The sequence below is a fragment of the Mycobacteroides franklinii genome (assembly GCF_001853795.1).
Classification (GTDB): domain Bacteria; phylum Actinomycetota; class Actinomycetes; order Mycobacteriales; family Mycobacteriaceae; genus Mycobacterium; species Mycobacterium franklinii.
In genome coordinates this window covers 165,145-180,835 of sequence record NZ_MLIK01000027.1, presented here as the reverse complement: position 1 = coordinate 180,835, position 15,691 = coordinate 165,145, and the positions used below count along the sequence as shown (strand labels likewise).

At 64.7% G+C, this 15,691-nt stretch carries 18 protein-coding genes; 11 read left to right on the top strand and 7 right to left on the bottom strand.

From position 1 onward, the window contains the following. Positions 1 to 41 precede the first annotated feature (41 nt). The 4 genes from helR to BKG76_RS23945 all read left to right on the top strand — a co-directional run bounded on the left by helR (position 42) and on the right by BKG76_RS23945 (position 4,671). Positions 42 to 2,300: an RNA polymerase recycling motor ATPase HelR gene (gene helR, locus BKG76_RS23960; RefSeq protein ID WP_109421001.1), complete on the top strand. Its 2,259-nt coding sequence runs from the start codon at positions 42 to 44 to the stop codon at positions 2,298 to 2,300. Between the two features lie 109 nt (positions 2,301 to 2,409). After that, the gene (gene pyrH, locus BKG76_RS23955; RefSeq protein ID WP_030094003.1) at positions 2,410 to 3,135 is read left to right on the top strand and encodes a UMP kinase; all 726 of its coding nucleotides are present in this window, start codon (positions 2,410 to 2,412) and stop codon (positions 3,133 to 3,135) included. Between the two features lie 79 nt (positions 3,136 to 3,214). Beyond that, positions 3,215 to 3,772 carry a ribosome recycling factor gene (frr, locus tag BKG76_RS23950; protein ID WP_070940231.1) on the top strand — a complete coding sequence of 186 codons (558 nt, stop codon included), beginning with the start codon at positions 3,215 to 3,217 and terminating at the stop codon, positions 3,770 to 3,772. A 20-nt stretch (positions 3,773 to 3,792) separates the two neighbouring features. Further along, entirely contained in the window at positions 3,793 to 4,671 is an 879-nt protein-coding gene (locus tag BKG76_RS23945) for a phosphatidate cytidylyltransferase (RefSeq protein WP_070940230.1), read from the top strand. Here BKG76_RS23945 and BKG76_RS23940 read toward each other — a convergent pair. Both BKG76_RS23940 and BKG76_RS23935 read right to left on the bottom strand, forming a co-directional pair. Continuing rightward, positions 4,668 to 5,465, bottom strand: coding sequence for a DUF6159 family protein (locus BKG76_RS23940; RefSeq protein ID WP_070940229.1), 798 nt, complete (start codon positions 5,463 to 5,465; stop codon positions 4,668 to 4,670). The genes BKG76_RS23945 and BKG76_RS23940 overlap by 4 nt on opposite strands. Before the next feature lie 114 nt (positions 5,466 to 5,579). Then, entirely contained in the window at positions 5,580 to 6,416 is an 837-nt protein-coding gene (locus BKG76_RS23935) for a DUF6159 family protein (RefSeq protein WP_070940228.1), read from the bottom strand. A gap of 67 nt (positions 6,417 to 6,483) precedes the next feature. On the opposite strand from BKG76_RS23935, the gene BKG76_RS23930 reads away from it, so the two are divergent. Beyond that, positions 6,484 to 7,221 (top strand): dienelactone hydrolase family protein, encoded by a 738-nt coding sequence (locus BKG76_RS23930; RefSeq protein ID WP_070940227.1) that lies wholly within the window; start codon positions 6,484 to 6,486, stop codon positions 7,219 to 7,221. Positions 7,222 to 7,257: 36 nt separating this feature from the next. Continuing rightward, positions 7,258 to 7,872, top strand: a complete 615-nt coding sequence (locus tag BKG76_RS23925; RefSeq protein ID WP_070940226.1) for an ASCH domain-containing protein — start codon at positions 7,258 to 7,260, stop codon at positions 7,870 to 7,872. Here BKG76_RS23925 and BKG76_RS23920 read toward each other — a convergent pair. Together BKG76_RS23920 and BKG76_RS23915 are read right to left on the bottom strand one after the other, a co-directional pair. After that, positions 7,869 to 8,573 (bottom strand): hypothetical protein, encoded by a 705-nt coding sequence (locus BKG76_RS23920; RefSeq protein WP_070940225.1) that lies wholly within the window; start codon positions 8,571 to 8,573, stop codon positions 7,869 to 7,871. The genes BKG76_RS23925 and BKG76_RS23920 overlap by 4 nt on opposite strands. A 9-nt stretch (positions 8,574 to 8,582) precedes the next feature. Next, a complete protein-coding gene (locus tag BKG76_RS23915) occupies positions 8,583 to 9,539 on the bottom strand; it encodes a DMT family transporter (protein WP_070940278.1) in 957 nt (318 codons plus the stop codon). A 166-nt stretch (positions 9,540 to 9,705) separates the two neighbouring features. Between BKG76_RS23915 and BKG76_RS23910 the strand changes: the two genes are divergently transcribed. Beyond that, positions 9,706 to 10,572, top strand: coding sequence for a LysR family transcriptional regulator (locus BKG76_RS23910; protein WP_070940224.1), 867 nt, complete (start codon positions 9,706 to 9,708; stop codon positions 10,570 to 10,572). Here the strand turns inward: BKG76_RS23910 and BKG76_RS23905 are convergent. Together BKG76_RS23905 and BKG76_RS23900 are read right to left on the bottom strand one after the other, a co-directional pair. Beyond that, complete coding sequence (locus BKG76_RS23905; RefSeq protein ID WP_070940223.1) at positions 10,569 to 11,222, bottom strand: class I SAM-dependent methyltransferase; 654 nt, start codon at positions 11,220 to 11,222, stop codon at positions 10,569 to 10,571. The genes BKG76_RS23910 and BKG76_RS23905 overlap by 4 nt on opposite strands. Beyond that, on the bottom strand, positions 11,215 to 12,153 hold the full coding sequence (locus tag BKG76_RS23900) for an NAD(P)/FAD-dependent oxidoreductase (protein WP_070940277.1): 939 nt from the start codon (positions 12,151 to 12,153) through the stop codon (positions 11,215 to 11,217). Before BKG76_RS23900 ends, BKG76_RS23905 begins: the two co-directional genes overlap by 8 nt. Before the next feature lie 100 nt (positions 12,154 to 12,253). Here BKG76_RS23900 and BKG76_RS23895 point away from each other — a divergent pair, with 100 nt between their 5' ends. Both BKG76_RS23895 and rlmN read left to right on the top strand, forming a co-directional pair. Beyond that, a complete protein-coding gene (locus tag BKG76_RS23895) occupies positions 12,254 to 12,829 on the top strand; it encodes a helix-turn-helix domain-containing protein (RefSeq protein ID WP_083338223.1) in 576 nt (191 codons plus the stop codon). A gap of 26 nt (positions 12,830 to 12,855) precedes the next feature. After that, positions 12,856 to 13,986: a 23S rRNA (adenine(2503)-C(2))-methyltransferase RlmN gene (rlmN, locus tag BKG76_RS23890; protein ID WP_070940221.1), complete on the top strand. Its 1,131-nt coding sequence runs from the start codon at positions 12,856 to 12,858 to the stop codon at positions 13,984 to 13,986. 1 nt (position 13,987) lies between these two features. On the opposite strand, the gene BKG76_RS23885 is transcribed toward rlmN, so the two are convergent. After that, positions 13,988 to 14,248: a DUF2631 domain-containing protein gene (locus BKG76_RS23885; RefSeq protein ID WP_070940220.1), complete on the bottom strand. Its 261-nt coding sequence runs from the start codon at positions 14,246 to 14,248 to the stop codon at positions 13,988 to 13,990. A 156-nt stretch (positions 14,249 to 14,404) separates the two neighbouring features. Between BKG76_RS23885 and BKG76_RS23880 the strand changes: the two genes are divergently transcribed. Together BKG76_RS23880 and BKG76_RS23875 are read left to right on the top strand one after the other, a co-directional pair. Then, entirely contained in the window at positions 14,405 to 14,878 is a 474-nt protein-coding gene (locus tag BKG76_RS23880) for a histidine kinase (protein WP_070940219.1), read from the top strand. A gap of 29 nt (positions 14,879 to 14,907) precedes the next feature. Continuing rightward, on the top strand, positions 14,908 to 15,654 hold the full coding sequence (locus BKG76_RS23875; protein WP_109420998.1) for a DUF4097 family beta strand repeat-containing protein: 747 nt from the start codon (positions 14,908 to 14,910) through the stop codon (positions 15,652 to 15,654). Positions 15,655 to 15,691: the final 37 nt, after the last annotated feature.

Below are 15,691 nucleotides of genomic sequence, written 5' to 3'. Positions count from 1 at the left end.
TCAGATGCCATGGACTACAAGGAAAATGGGGCAAATCGGAGTTGACGACGCACGAAGAAGAACTGCAGGCCGAGCGGGAGTACATCGCTGGACTGTATGAGCTGCTCGACGCTGAACGCGCTCGCGTGAAGGGCAGGTACCGCAGTGCTCTGCGCGGGCCCGTCGATCAGCAGAACGGTGCCGCGATGGTCGAGCGCGACGACGAAGTGCGCGCACTGGCCAGCCTGGCGCAGCGCCTCGACGTCGCAGATGACGGGCTGTGCTTCGGCAGGCTGGACGCCATCACCGGAGAGCGCTCCTACGTTGGGCGCATCGGACTCCTCGACCAGTACAACGACTACGAACCGCTGCTGATCGATTGGCGGGCGCCCGCAGCGGAAGCGTTCTACATCGCTACCGGTGCAAACCCCGAGAACACCCGGCGCCGGCGCCAGTTTCGGACCCGGGGGCGCCACGTCGACGACTTCATCGACGAAATCCTTGTGGTCGGTTCGGACGACCGCTCGGAGGGTGAAGATAACGGGGAGCGCGGGAGCATGAGTGATGCCGCGCTACTGGCCGCCGTCAACGCGCCCCGCGGTGCCGGGATGCGCGACATCGTGGCGACCATCCAGGCCGAACAGGATCGGATCATTCGGCTCGACCATCCGGGCGTGCTGGTCATCGAGGGCGGTCCCGGTACGGGCAAGACCGTGGTGGCGCTGCACCGCGTCGCCTATCTGCTGTACACCCAGCGCAAGCGGATGGAACGCCACGGAGTGCTGGTTGTTGGTCCGAATGCTGCTTTCCTGAGCCATATCTCGCGCGTGTTGCCCTCGTTGGGTGAGACGAATGTGGTGTTCACCACGGCGGGTGATCTGGTGCCGGGGCTCAAGGTCACCGCAGAGGACGAAGCGGAGCCCGCGCGGCTCAAGGGCTCGCTGCAGATTCTGGACGTGCTCGCGGCGGCGATCGCAGACCGGCAGCGGGTGCCTGAGAACCCGCTGCCCATTCAGCTCGCCGATGTCACGGTGCGCATTGATGCCGATATCGCTCAGTGGGCCATCGAAGAGGCGCGCGCGAGCAAACTTCCGCACAACGAGGCCCGAACGGTCTTCACGGATGTGCTCACCTGGGCGATCACCGAGCGGGCCATCCCGCGCATCGGTAAGGGGTGGCTGACCCGCGAGGACCGCAAGGCCTGGGAGCATCTGCGCGCCGAGTTGCTCGACGAACTGGGTGACCACGAGGGATTCGCCGCCGCCCTCGACCAGCTGTGGCCCATGCTGACACCTGAGACCCTCTTAGCGGAGCTCTACACCGTGCCAGAGCGGTTGCGGGCCGCGGGCGCGGACCCGGCACTGGCCCGCGTCGTCGGCGACGCATGGACGGTCTCAGACGTTCCGCTGCTCGACGAGTTGGTCGACCTGGTGGGCCGCGACAAGGCGGCCGAAGAGGCCGCCGAACGCGAGCGCAGGGCAGAAGCCGAGTACGCCGCGGGTGTTCTCGACCTGATGACCGGCCGCGAAGACATGATGGACGACGAGGACCACCTCTTCGCCACCGACCTGCTGGGTGCCGAGGACCTCGCGGAACGATTCACCGAACGTGACACCCGTGACCTCGTCGAGCGTGCCTCGGCAGACCGGGACTGGACCTACGGCCACATCGTCATCGACGAAGCCCAGGAACTGTCCGAAATGGACTGGCGAGTGTTGATGCGCCGCTGCCCAAGTCGTTCGTTCACCGTTGTCGGCGATCTGGCTCAGCGACGATCGGTAGCCGGTGCGACGTCGTGGGACGTGGTGCTGCAGCCGTATGTGCCCGGGCGCTGGCTGTACCGGCCGTTGTCGGTGAACTATCGCACTCCTGCCGAGATCATGGCTGTCGCGGCGGCGCTGCTGGCCGAGTTCGCGCCGGGTACTCAGCCGCCGGAGTCCGTCCGCTCCTGTGGAGTCCTGCCGTGGTCCAGGCACCTCGCCGAGAGCGAATTGCCAAAAGCGATAGAAGAATTCGTGCGCGAGGAGGAGGGCCTCGAGGGCACCAGTGTGGTGATCGGGCCGCCGGGTGTGCCGGGCACCGTCCCGGCGTCGGAGACCAAGGGGCTGGAGTTCGACGCGGTGCTGGTCGTGCAACCGGAACGGATCCTGGCGGACGGTCCGCGCGGTGCCGCTGAGCTCTATGTGGCGCTTACTCGCGCCACCCAGCGACTGGGCGTGCTGCACGTGGCACCGCTGCCTCAGCCGCTCATCGGTCTCACCGAAAGCACAACCGGCCCAGGTTCGGATCGCCGGGTCGTGCCAACGAGCGTCGCCCAATAGGGCAGGATGGTCCGCGAGATAGATGGAGCCGTCGCGGCACTCGGTGGATCCGGGGCCCGATGGCTTTGCTTGTGCAACGGCTTTGTCGAGCCTGTACCGAGGAGGCGTGATGACTCGCGATGTGAGCCGCACCGGATATAAGCGGGTGCTGCTCAAGCTCGGCGGCGAAATGTTCGGCGGGGGGGCCGTCGGCTTGGACCCTGATGTGGTTCACCGGGTGGCCAGCCAGATCGCTGAAGTGGTTCGCAGCGGCGCTGAGGTTGCGGTCGTGATCGGCGGCGGCAACTTCTTCCGCGGTGCGCAGCTACAGCAGCGCGGTATGGAACGCACCCGCTCGGACTATATGGGCATGCTCGGCACCGTCATGAACAGCCTTGCGCTGCAAGACTTCCTGGAGAAGGAAGGCATCGTGACACGCGTGCAGACCGCCATCACCATGGGGCAGGTCGCCGAGCCGTACATCCCGTTGCGGGCCAGGCGGCATTTGGAGAAGGGGCGTGTGGTCATCTTCGGTGCCGGCATGGGCCTGCCGTACTTCTCCACCGACACCACTGCAGCGCAGCGCGCACTGGAGATCGGCGCCGAGGTGGTGCTCATGGCCAAGGCGGTTGACGGCATCTTCACCGATGACCCGCGCGCCAACCCCGATGCCGAGTTCCTGCCGGAGATCACGCACCGCGAGGTCATCGACCGCGGGCTGCAGGTTGCCGATGCCACCGCCTTCAGCCTGTGTATGGACAACCGCATGCCGATCCTGGTGTTCAACCTGCTTACCGAAGGGAATATCGCCAGGGCGGTCGCAGGTGAGAAGATCGGAACGCTGGTGACACCGTGATGAGCCGCTTGCGCGAAGATCGTCAAATACTGATGAGCCGCTCGCGCGAAGAACATCACGCACAGATGGGAGATCAATCGTGATTGACGAGGTTCTTCTCGATGCCGAGGAGAAGATGGAAAAGGCCGTAACGGTCGCCCGTGACGACTTCGCGACGATTCGGACCGGGCGTGCCAACCCGGGCATGTTTCAGCGGGTGGTCATCGACTACTACGGCACCCCGACCCCGATCACGCAGGTGGCCGGCATCAACGTGCCCGAGGCGCGCATGGTCGTGATCAAGCCGTACGAGGCCAACCAGCTTCGGGCCATCGAAGACGCCATCCGTAACTCGGATCTGGGCTTGAACCCGAGTAACGACGGCAGCATCATTCGCGTTGCGATCCCGCAGCTCACCGAGGAACGCCGCCGCGAGCTCGTCAAGCAGGCCAAGGGCAAGGGCGAGGACGCCAAGGTGACCTTGCGCAACGTCCGGCGCAAGGCCAATGACGAGCTCAACCGGATCAAGAAGGACGGCGAGGCCGGCGAGGACGAGGTAGGCCGCGCGGAAAAGGATCTGGACAAGACCACCGCCCAGTACGTGAACCAGATCGATGAGCTGGTGAAACACAAAGAAGGCGAGCTACTGGAGGTCTAGGGCCGCCGGTAATGACGACCATGGGAGACACCGACGCGGCTCCGGCCCCTGGCAGCAGCCCTGCGCCCCCTTCGGGAGCGAAGTCCCGGGCTGGCCGCAACCTACCGGCCGCTATCGGGGTCGGGGTTGCGCTGGCCGCCCTGATCATTTTTTCGTTGCTGTACCAGAAGGAAATCTGGGTCGGCATCATCTCGGTCTTCCTGGGGATCGCGATGTGGGAGGTGACCAAGCGGCTGCGGCAGGCCGATATCTTGGTGCCGTTCATCCCGCTGTTCATCGGCGGACAGGCCATGATCTGGTTGACCTGGCCGTGGGGGACCGCGGGCTCGGTCGGCGCCTTCGCCGCGACCGTTGTGGTCTGCATGATTTGGCGACTGTTGAGTCAGGGGCTGGGCAGTCAGCCGGTGAATTATCTGCGTGATGTCGCGGTCACGGTTTTCGTCGCCGCATGGATTCCACTGTTCGCGTCCTTCGGCGCGCTGCTGGTCTATCCGCACAATGGGGCGGAGCAGGTGTTCTGCCTGATGCTCGGTGTCACATTCTCCGACATCGGCGGGTATGCGGCGGGGGTCCTGTTCGGTAAGCATCCGATGGCACCCGCGATCAGCCCGAAGAAGTCCTGGGAGGGTTTGGCGGGCTCACTGCTGGTGGGTACCACGGCTTCGACTCTCGCGGTGACGTTCCTCCTCGGACACCACCCGTTCGTGGGTGTCGCTCTGGGCGTCATGCTCGTCATCACCGGGACGCTGGGGGATCTGGTGGAGTCACAGGTCAAGCGCGACTTGGGGATCAAGGACATGGGCACGCTACTGCCCGGTCACGGCGGCATCATGGATCGTCTTGATTCCCTGCTGCCCTCGGCAGTCGCTACCTGGATTGTGTTGACGCTCTTTATCTAGGCCGGGTGTGAGGTGTCGGCGCTTCGGTACAACGCTGTTTGATAGATGCCGCTGACAGTTGCCCCGTACAGCACTGCGATCGCGATCCATAGCCCTCCGGACAGCCCGAGTACTCCGGACAACACTCCACCTCCCACCGCAGCCGCGGCGAAGAGCATGCCCACGCCGGGCGACACCAATATCAGGATGAAGATTCGCAGGCCGAACTGGGCAAGGATGTTCTTGGACAGCATGCGCCGCAGCGTCCTCGTGCAGGCTTTGGTGGCCTCCACGGCGCCGACGTCTCGCACGACGATTGTCGGCAGCACCTGAAACGACACCGCCCGCCATATCAGGTCCAAGAACCGTCCGATGAACAGGACGTGGACGAGGCTGCCGACGTACAGCAGCTTCTCGTCGATGATGCCGAAGCCCCATGTGACAGCGGTGTCGATGAGCACCCAGGGCAGCAGTCGTGTGCGGTAGCGGCGCGCGGCCGCCAGACCGCGGGCGAACCTTGGCACATCACCCTCAAGGGCGGCGTTCGTCTGTGTGATGAGAGCCGTCTGCCAGAACATCGCGAGATACAACAGGATGACGTAGTCGATGGCCAAGGCGGTCCGGACGAACTGCGGCGAGGTCTTGTCAATGTTCGGCGGTAGCAGCAGACCCAGCGCGATGAGGCCGACGATGAACACGGCGATGCTGATCGCGGCCGCGATAGGGAAGTACATGAGTGCCTTGTGGCGACGCAGGAGACGTGTCGATGACGTGAATATGTCCCACGATGTTGACAGCGCATCGAAAGAAGCCACACCGAATCCCCTGGCAATTAGTTACTCTTGTTACATAAGTTACCAGTGTGACAGCTGAGGTTTAGGGATGCCGGCAGCGCGCCCCGCGGATTGCGCACGCGCGCCTGTCTACTTTTAGCGCGTTTTGAGCGCCTGGCGCAGATCCACCCCAGCGAACGGGCCCGGCACCTGGCCGTCGACCGTGAATCGGTACAACGCCGTCTGAAAGATCCCGGTGAGTGCGGCACCGACGACGGAAGCCACCAGGATCCAGAGCACACCGAGCACCGCCAAGACGCCGGTCACGGCGGCTATGTTCGCTGCCACTCCCAGGTAGATCAGGGCGATTCCGGGTAGTGAGAGCATCGCGGTGAAAAAGTTCAGGCCCACAATGCCGACGACGTTTTGCCCCCAGGCGTGCTTGAGGGTTTCCTTGGTCTTCTTGATGGCGTCGATCGCCCCGAGGTTCTCCAGCACGATGGTGGGCAGCACCTGGAAGGAGACCACGCGCCACGCGACGTCGAGGAATCTCCCGATGAAGGGCACCCGCTCCTCGATGGCACTGATGATCCATGAGACAACGCCGGTGATGAGGACCCAGGGGAGGAGACGACCTCCGCGTTGGCTCGCCGCCGAGATGCCGGCGGCAACGCTTGGATCTCCGCCCTCCAGCGCCACGTTCGCCTGCGAGATCAGTGCCGCCTGCCAGAAGGTCGCGACGTACATCACGATGAAGAAACCGATGGCGAAGACGGGGTAGAAGAGCGGCGGAACCGAATCGCCGGTCGTCGCGGGCAATAGCAGGACTCCCAGAGTCACCATCCCGATCAGTACAAGCAACGAGCTAAGGCCGGACAGCAGGGGAAAAACCGCGAGCTCCTTGCGCGAACTCAACACCTTCGCCGACGTCTTGAAGATTTGCCACGATGTCGACAGTGTGCTGGCAAAGGCCATCGGATTCCCCCCGGTCATTGACGGATATTCAGGCCAAGATACCAGTGCGCTAGCTACCAGGTCGGGTGGCTGGTTTGATGGAAAGATGCCTCGCCGCGACGTTCAGATCCCCACACCGGACGGGCAATGCCCGGCAACCCTGCACCTGCCCGACCAGCCCGGCCCGGCGGTGATCCTCTATCCCGACGCCGGCGGCGCCCGCGAAGTCATGCGCGAGATGGGGGATCGGCTCGCGGCCTTGGGGTATGTGGCGTTGGTGCCCGATGTGTACTACCGAGAAGGTAATTGGAAGCCATTCGATTTGGCGACCGCGTTCGGCGACCCGGAAGAGCGCGGCCGCCTGTTCGCGACGATGGGGACGCTCACCCCCGACCGGATCGATGCCGACGCGGGCGCCTTTCTGGACTTCCTTGCGCGCCAGCCTGAGGTAACCGGTCAGACCGTGGGCCTGACCGGTTACTGCATGGGTGGTCGAATCTCGTTGCGAATCGCGGCGAATCACGCGAATCGGGTGGGTGCGGTGGCGTCGTTTCACGGCGGCAATCTCGCCAACGCCGACGACCCCAACAGCCCACACCACCTGGCCGACCGCATCGCCGGCGTCGTGCTGGTCGCGGCCGCTGAGGAGGACACATCCTTCCCGCCCGAGCAGGAGCAGCTGCTGGCACAGGTGCTGAGCGACGCCGGGGTGCGCCATACCATCGAGACGTACCCGGCCAAACACGGATTCGCCGTCACGGACAACGCCACCTATGACGAGGCCGCCGCGGAACGGCACTGGAAGGCCCTCGAAGAGCTCTACGGCGCACACCTGGGTTCGTAGATCGCCCGGGTCGGAGCGGAGCGACAAGGAGATCTGGTGCTGTTCGAACCGAGGCTGCGGGCCGGAATCCACGACGGCACCATCTCGGTGGCCTATCGGCGTTGGAAACGCCCGCAGGTGAAGGTGGGCGGGCGCTATCGCGTCGGCTCCGATCGAATCCGTTCCATGACCGAGTTCGACTTCATCGAAGTCGATGCTGTTGACGAGATCGGCGCACGCGATATCGACGATGCCGATGCGTTATTGGCCGGGTACCCGTCTGCGGAGGCCGCGCGAAGTGATGTCGGCGCGAATGGGGATGATCAGTTGTATCGCTTGGCATTTCGCAAGATCGACATGGCAGATCCGCGTGCGGAGCTGGCTTCTTCGGCGGCGCTCTCGGTCGAAGATCTCGCCGAGATAGATGCGCGATTGGATCGGATGGATCGCAGTGCCAAGCCCGGTCCGTGGACCCGGGAGGTACTTCGGGAGATTGCCGAGCGCCCGGAAGTGCGGGCGAAGGACCTCGAGTCTTGCTCGCGCTGGCCCGATTTAGCGACCTTCAAGGTGCATGTGCGCAAGCTCAAGAACTTGGGTTTGACGCTGAGTTTGCCGGTGGGCTACCGGCTTTCACCGCGCGGTGTGGAGTATCTGGTGCGATCGTCGCGTTAGCAGCTGAATTCGCTTCCGGCGCCTTCGGTGGGGGTGGCTTCCTTCAGGCAGCCGAAGGGCTCGATTCCGGCGTCGCTGATCCGAATGGCGGACTTGGCCTGGGCGTTGGCGCAGAACAACCCGGAAGTCTCGCTGCGGCAACTGAACTCCCCGAAGGATAGGCGGCCGCCGTAGTCGAGCGGATTGCCGTCGCCGCTCTGGAAGGGGCCTGGGTCGCCGTGTAGTCCGCCCACTGTGACCTGGCGGCCGCTGAAATCAGTCCAGCCCGGTACCCAGTTGCCCTCGGTGTCGGCAGGCTTTTTCGGCGGGTTCGTCAAGTTGACCAGGCAAGACAGCGTGCCCGGCTGGATGTTGTCGGTCATGCAGCGTGTCTTGCCCGACGGGGTCTTGAACGCGACGTTGTCGCCGAGATCGGTCTTTTGTCCATCCTGGCTGGTGGCGGCGTGGAAGTTTGTGACGTCCACCGGCGCGCCCTTGGAAATCCACTGGGCCACAGCGTCATACGGTGCGCCTGCCACGGGCTCGGGTAACTCGATGGGAGTCTTGGTGGTGGTTGTGGTGGGCGCCTTGCTGGTGGTGCTGCTGGATGGAGATTGACTCGATGGGGGAGTGGTCGGCGAAACCGATGCTCCTTGGGAGCATCCGGCGACCAGGAGCAGTGTTCCCAGCAGGGTCAGACCGTCACGTAACAGGGCACGCATGCAGCCAGGCTAGCTGGCCACCGCGGGCGCACGGGTAGGCGCGGCGGTCGCTACCTCGATTGTCGGCCGGGGCGGAGCATCGGCAGCCTTGGCGGGCCGGCTTGCCCGGGCGTTGAGCCAGCATGCGAGAGCACCGATCACCAGCCCGATTCCCATACCGACATCCAGCCGCTGGCCAAGCAGAATCCAGGACAACAACCCGGCCACGGCAGGGATGACGCAGAACAGCATTGCCACCGCGGCCGCGCCGAACTTGCTCACCGATCGCACGTACAGCGACGTGCACAGGGTGGCGTTGAGCAATACCACCGCCGCCACGGCGCCGGCCGCCTGCCATGCATCGTGAACGACGCTGGGGGTCAGCAGGGCCAAGGCGCCCGCCGGGAGCAGCCCGGCGAGGTTCTGGATGGCGCTGTTGACGCGAAAGTCGACATCGGCGCAAAAGCGTTGTTGATACACACCGCCCGCGGCCAGGCCCAACAATGCGACCAGGAGCAGCACCAGCACGGTGTCGACGCCGCCCGTGGCGAGCAGCCGGTGCGCGCATGCGGCAAGGACCGCCACCACGCCCAGCGCGAGGGCAATCAGTCGGCGGCCGTTGAGCCGCTCACCCAGGAACATCGCCGCCAGCACCGCGGTGACAACGGGATTCATCGAGATGACGACCGCGCCCAATACCGCAGGCGCCCCATGCTCAAGGGCCTCGTACAAAGCGCAGAACTGCACGGCTTGCATGAGCAGTCCGGTGATGATGACGTGGCCGAGTTGGCGGCCGGTTGGCCAGACCGACCTCGCCACGAGCGCCCAGCCGGCCAGGATGGTTCCGGCGAGCGCGAAGCGGGCGACCAACACCAGCATCGGCGTCATGGCGGACACCGAGAGCGCCCCGATCGGGTAGCCGAGCGCGTACAGAAACGTGAGTGCCGCGGCGGAGGACCTCGTCATGGGCACGGTCATCTTCTGCATGACTGCCATGGTGGTGGCTCGAGGTGGCCGGTGTCCAACGATGATTACCAATCAAAATCAATCGCTGATACTTATCGATTAAGAAGCGAAATACGTGCCAGATCGATGCTCTACGGCTGAAGATTGAAATATTGATCAGGTCTTGTGATCGGGCTACGGTGTCGATATGGCGAGTTCCACGCTCGATATCGCGCCGCTGCGGTCGCTTGTCGCGGTTGCGGACTGTGGCGGATTCCACCGCGCCGCCGCGGTGCTGCACCTGACCCAGTCCGCGGTCAGTCAGCATGTGCGCAAGCTGGAGGCGGCGATCGGGGAGCCGGTGGTCCGGCGTTCCGGGCGCGGCGTGGTGTTCACCGACAAAGGTGCGCAGTTGTTGGCACATGGCCGCCGAATCTTGGCCGCACATGACATTGCGGTCGATGATCTGGTGACGGGCCGGGAGCGTCCCCTGGTTTTGGGTGTCACCGAACACGGTGCGGACTTGATCTTGCCGAGCATCACCACGGCCTTGCGGAGCCATCTTCCGGACTGGTCGGTGCGCGTGCGGTTCGACCGCAATCTGTATCTCGCCGAATCGGTGGACCGGGGAACCATGGACCTGGCAGTCATACTCGACGGTTCGGGCCTGGACCGCGCCAACGCGGTGGGCACCGTTCGTCTGCAATGGGTGGCGGCGCGCGGTTACCGGGTGAGTTCGGGTGGGCCCCTGGCTGTCATGACCTTCACCGAACCGTGCACCCTGCGCGCTCCCATGTTCAGTGCGTTGCACACGCTGGGCCGCCAGTATCAGATCGTCGGTGAATCACCGGATTTGTCGGGGCTGTACGCGGGCCTGCGGTCGGGCCTCGGCATGGCGCTGCTGCCCATCATCGGTTGGTTGCCCGACGGCATTGCGCCCGTGGACTCCATGCCCGCGGCGAACCTGGCGACCCTATCGGTCGTCGGCCGCCGCGGGCTGGACCCCGTGGTGTTCAGCGCTGTTGAACAAGCTGCCCGCGAAGCTCTTTCGGGAGCAGCGGCGGCTATCGCCTAGCTCGTTCCCGCTGAGGGTTTGCGTTCGGCTCGGAGTACCGTGTCGGCGATATCGAACTCCTCGTCGTCTCGTGTGAAGGTCCGGTTCCGTGATTCGGCGACGATGACGTTCCACTGGTCCGGGTCAAGGGTGTCGGCGATGTCCTCCGCCGTGAAGTACCAGTCGGGTAAGTCCGGTCGTCCTATCGCTGCTTGCATGTCCGACGGATGGTGCCCCACGATCAACAGCGTGCCCCCGGGGGCCACGGCGGCGGCCAGCGCCGCGAACACCGGCTCACGAAGTTTTGTTGGCAGGTGCATGAAATGCGATGTCACCAAATCGAATTGTCGACTGGGCTGCCATGTGGTCAGGTCGGCCTGGGCCCACGCGATCCGGTTGGCCAGCTCGGGATCGGTCTTCACGGCGTTATCGGCGGCACGGCGTAGCGCGGTCTCTGCGAAATCCATGCCGGTGACCTGCCAGCCCCGCTGTGCGAGCCAGATCGCATCGCCGCCTTCGCCGCAACCGGCGTCCAGTGCGGTCCGCGGAGGCAGCGACGAGATCTCAGTCACTAGTTGCGGATTGGCGTTCCCGCTCCACAGCGCATCGTGCGATTGGTAGAACTCGTCCCACGACTTCTCGTCGGACGGCGGGTTGTTGTGATCATGCATGTTGTAGCTCCCCGGCGTCGGCGACCGCAAGGTCGGCGTTGATGGCGGCGGCGGCTTCATTTCCGGCCGCCGCCGATGTGATGACCTGTGCCTTGATGTCTGTCACGTTTCCGGCGGCGTAGATACCGGGAACCGCGGTGGCGCCCCTGGTGACCGGCAGGTAGGTCCCTAGGAGATGGTCGCCGAGTCGCATCTCCTCCGCGGTAAGGCGCACGGGGGCCAGCATGTCGATGCGCGCCGAGACCACGGTTGCGACGACCAGTGCTTGACACGGAACCGTGTCGCCGGTTTCCAGTTCGAGCCCGGAGAGTGCGTCATCGGTGATTCGCAGCCGCGCCACCGGCCCGTCGACGACGCCGATATCCCTGCGAGCCAACTGGGCCGCCTCGTCGCGCGATAACGGGAAATCGTTGTGCCGCACCACGGTCACGTCGTCGCTGAGCTGACGGAAGATCAGTGCGTGGTGGACTGCCAGGGGGCCGGTGCCCAGCACGGCGATCGCACGATCTCGCACTTCCCACCCGTGGCAGTATGCGCAGTGCAGAACGTCGCGGCCCCAGCGCTGCGCCAATCCCTCGACATCGGGCAGTTCATCCACCGCTCCGGTGGCCACCAGTACCCGCCGTGCGAGCACGGTGGGCTCACCATCGAGCGATACGTCGAAATGGTTGTCCGCGTGGGATATCGATGCGACGCGCCCGTCAAGGAAGCTCGCGCCGTATTGCGCCGCCTCATCGCGACCGATGCCAAATAGCTCGGCCGGGAGTGTCGATTCGCGTCCCAGGTAGTTGTGGACTCGATCCGCCGGCGCGTTGCGGGGGCGGTGGTCGTCGATCACGACGACCGACCGCCGCGACCGGGCGAGCGTGATGGCGGCCGATAGTCCTGCGGCCCCACCACCGATGATGGCGACATCCCAGAGTTTGTTCATGGCACCACTATTGGCGCAGATTTGCAAGATAAGCAAGCTTTCTTGCCAAAGTGGCAACCCGGGGGTCACCATGGACCCTATGGACGACCAAAATCAGCGCATGGAAGCGGTGCTCGATGCCCTGGGGCCGAGGCTGCGGGCATTGCGCCTGCATCGTCAGGTCACTCTGGCGCAGTTGTCGGAGACGACGGGTATCTCCGAGAGCACGTTGTCTCGTCTGGAATCCGGCCAGCGCCGCCCCACCCTGGAGCTCCTGCTGCTACTGGCCGAGGCGCACCAGGTTCCGCTCGACGAGCTGGTGAACGCGCCCGCCACGGGAGATCCACGCATCCACCCCAAGCCGTTCAAGCGGAACGGATCGATCTACCTGCCGTTGTCGCGCCGACCGGGCGGCGTGCAGTGCTTCAAGCAGATCATCCCGCCCCATTCGCCGAAGGGGGAACCGAATATGAAGGTCCACGAGGGCTACGAGTGGATGTATGTGCTGTCGGGGAAGTTGCGGCTGCTGCTCGGGGAACTCGATCTCATCCTGCCCGCGGGCGAGGCCGCCGAGTTCGATACTCATATCCCGCATTGGTTCGGCAATCCGACGGACAAACCCGTCGAGGTGTTGCACATTTTCGGCCCGCAGGGGGAGCGAATGCATGTGCGGGCACGTTCTGGTTCCGGGGACTAGTGATCAGCTGAGATACTGGTAGCACTATGTCTGCCACCGAGGGTCCCGCTGCTCCGTTGCCGCTGGTCTTCGACGCGCCGCGCCGGGCCATGCCGCCCCGTCATCTGGCGGATATGACCCTCGAGCAGAGTCGCGATGTGGTGACCGCATTGGGGCTTCCGGCATTTCGCGCCAAGCAGATCGCCAACCAGTATTACGGACGGCTGGTGGGCGATCCCGCGGCGATGACCGACCTGCCTGCGGGTGCGCGTGACGGCGTGGGCGAAGCGCTGTTTCCCCGTCTGCTCGATCCGCTGCGTCAGGTGGCGTGTGATTCCGGGGATACCCGAAAGACCTTGTGGCGCTTGCATGACGGCAGCACCGTGGAATCGGTGCTGATGCGCTATCCGGATCGCAACACGTTGTGCATCTCGTCTCAGGCAGGCTGCGGTATGGCCTGCCCATTCTGCGCCACCGGCCAAGGCGGATTGACCCGCAACCTGTCGGCCGCCGAGATCCTGGAGCAGGTCCGTGACGCCGCGGCGTCATTGCGGGACGGCGAGTTGCCGGGCGGGCCGGGCCGGTTGTCGAACATCGTCTTCATGGGCATGGGGGAACCCCTGGCCAACTACAACCGGGTACTCACGGTGTTGCGCAAGATCACCGCGCCGCCACCGGAGGGTTTCGGCATATCGCAGCGTGGTGTCACGGTGTCCACGGTGGGGCTGGCGCCGGCCATCCGCAAGCTGGCCGATGAGGGGCTCGGTGTCACACTCGCGGTGTCGCTGCACTGCCCGGACGATGAGCTGCGCAACACCCTGGTGCCGGTCAATACCCGGTGGGCGATCAGCGAGGTGCTTGACGCCGCGCGCTACTACGCCGATGCCACGGGGCGGCGGGTGTCGATCGAGTATGCCCTCATTCGTGATGTGAACGATCAGCCGTGGCGTGCCGACATGCTTGGCAAGAAGTTGCGAAAAGCCTTGGGGCAGTTCGTTCATGTGAACCTGATTCCGCTGAACCCAACCCCTGGCAGCCAATGGGATGCCAGCCCCAAACCCGTTGAACGCGAATTTGTGCGACGTGTACGCGAGCAGGGAGTCTCCTGCACGGTGCGTGATACCCGTGGCCGCGAGATTGCCGCCGCGTGCGGCCAGCTGGCCGCTTCCGAACGTTGAGTTAGCGGATGCGGCCGGACCGGCGGCCGAAGTAGTCGTTGGCGGTGAACGCCAGCACGATGAGGGCGAAACCGACCAGGAAGACGTCCTCGACCTTGCCGACGTGATTGCCGACGAGCATGCACAGCAGGACGGCCGCCATGACGACGCCGAGGATGTGGAAGACGCGCGGATTCTGGCCGGACAGCCCGCGCCCGAACGCTACGGACGGCACGTCCGCGACATCGACTCCGTCGTACTTGACAACCTCGGTCGTGGCCACCGCCAGCCCTCCAAATCTCAGACGTCTACTACAGCCCATAGTGTGCCACGCCCGCCTGCTTCAGGGTGAGGGTGGCACCCCGCGTTACCCCGAATCCGGCCCCGTCGTGCGCAAGTGATGCTTGCGGTGACACCAAAATGGTGTCACCATGACACCATGAATTTGCAACCGTATGTCGACTCCGTGCGTGAGGACCTCGTCATCGCCGCAAAAGCTGGTGGTGCGGAGGCCGGGGAGCTGGCGGAGCGGCTGACCGCGCCGTTGGAGTCGGCCATTCGACTGGCACTGCTCGACGCCCTGTCGGCGGCTGCCGAGGAAGTGACCCGTGAACTCGCGCCCACCGTGGTCGACGTGCGCCTGCGTGGCCGGGAACCGGAGTTCGTGGTGACCCAGCCGACCCCGCCCGTACCGCCGGAGACCGCGGTCCCCGCCGATGACGGCAGCGGCGGCACCTGGCGCGTGACCCTGCGGCTGCCGGAGAACCTGCGGCCCACCGTGGAGGCCGCGGCCGGAGACGACGGGATCTCACTCAACGCATGGCTGGTGCGTGCCGCGGTAGCCGCGGTTGAAAAGCGCACCGGCACAAGAACATCCCGCTATGGAAACACCATCAGCGGCTGGGTTCGCTAGAAGAAAGGGAAACAATGACTGTGTCATCTATGCCAGCTACATTCGATACCCCAAACCCCATCACGGCCAAGGTGGAATTGGCCCGGGGCACCCTTCAGATCATCGCGAGTGACCGTGCGGACACCGTGGTGGTGGTACGTCCGCGCGATGAGGCGAAGACTGTCGATCTCAGGACCGCCGAACGCACCCGGGTCTCGTACTCCCAGGGCGTGCTGTCGGTGTTGTCTTCGCAGGGTCTGACATTTCGCACCGGGACCATCGACATTGTGGTCGAACTTCCGAGCCAGTCCCTCCTGGACATTTCGGTGGCCTCGGCGGAAGTGCGCGCCGACGGCGACTATGGCGATGTCCGTTTCCAATCCGCCAGCGGAGATCTGATCATCGACGCGATCAGCGGTGTCGCGAAGGTCGATACCGCCTCGGGAGGCGTGTCGATCCGCGAGTTGACCGGTGATATCAAGCGGAACACCGCCAGCGGCGACTCTGCCGTCAAGGTGTTGCGCGGTCACGCCAGAGTCGCATCGGCATCGGGATCGGTGGACATCGGAATGGCCGTCGCGGGTGGTCTGCTCTTCGAGACGGCAAGCGGCAACACCTCGATCGGGATCGCCCGGGGCACAGCAGCGAGGCTGGCAATCGACACGCATTCGGGTGCGTTCTCCAACTCGCTGGAACTGGCAGACGGGCCCGAGGCGTCGGACGAGATTTTCGATGTGAATATCCGCTCGGCCAAGGGGGACGTCGACCTGCATCGCCCGGTGGCCCTTGCGGGGTAGGGGCGGCCGCGCTGCCGGGGCAGAATGAGCGGGTGAC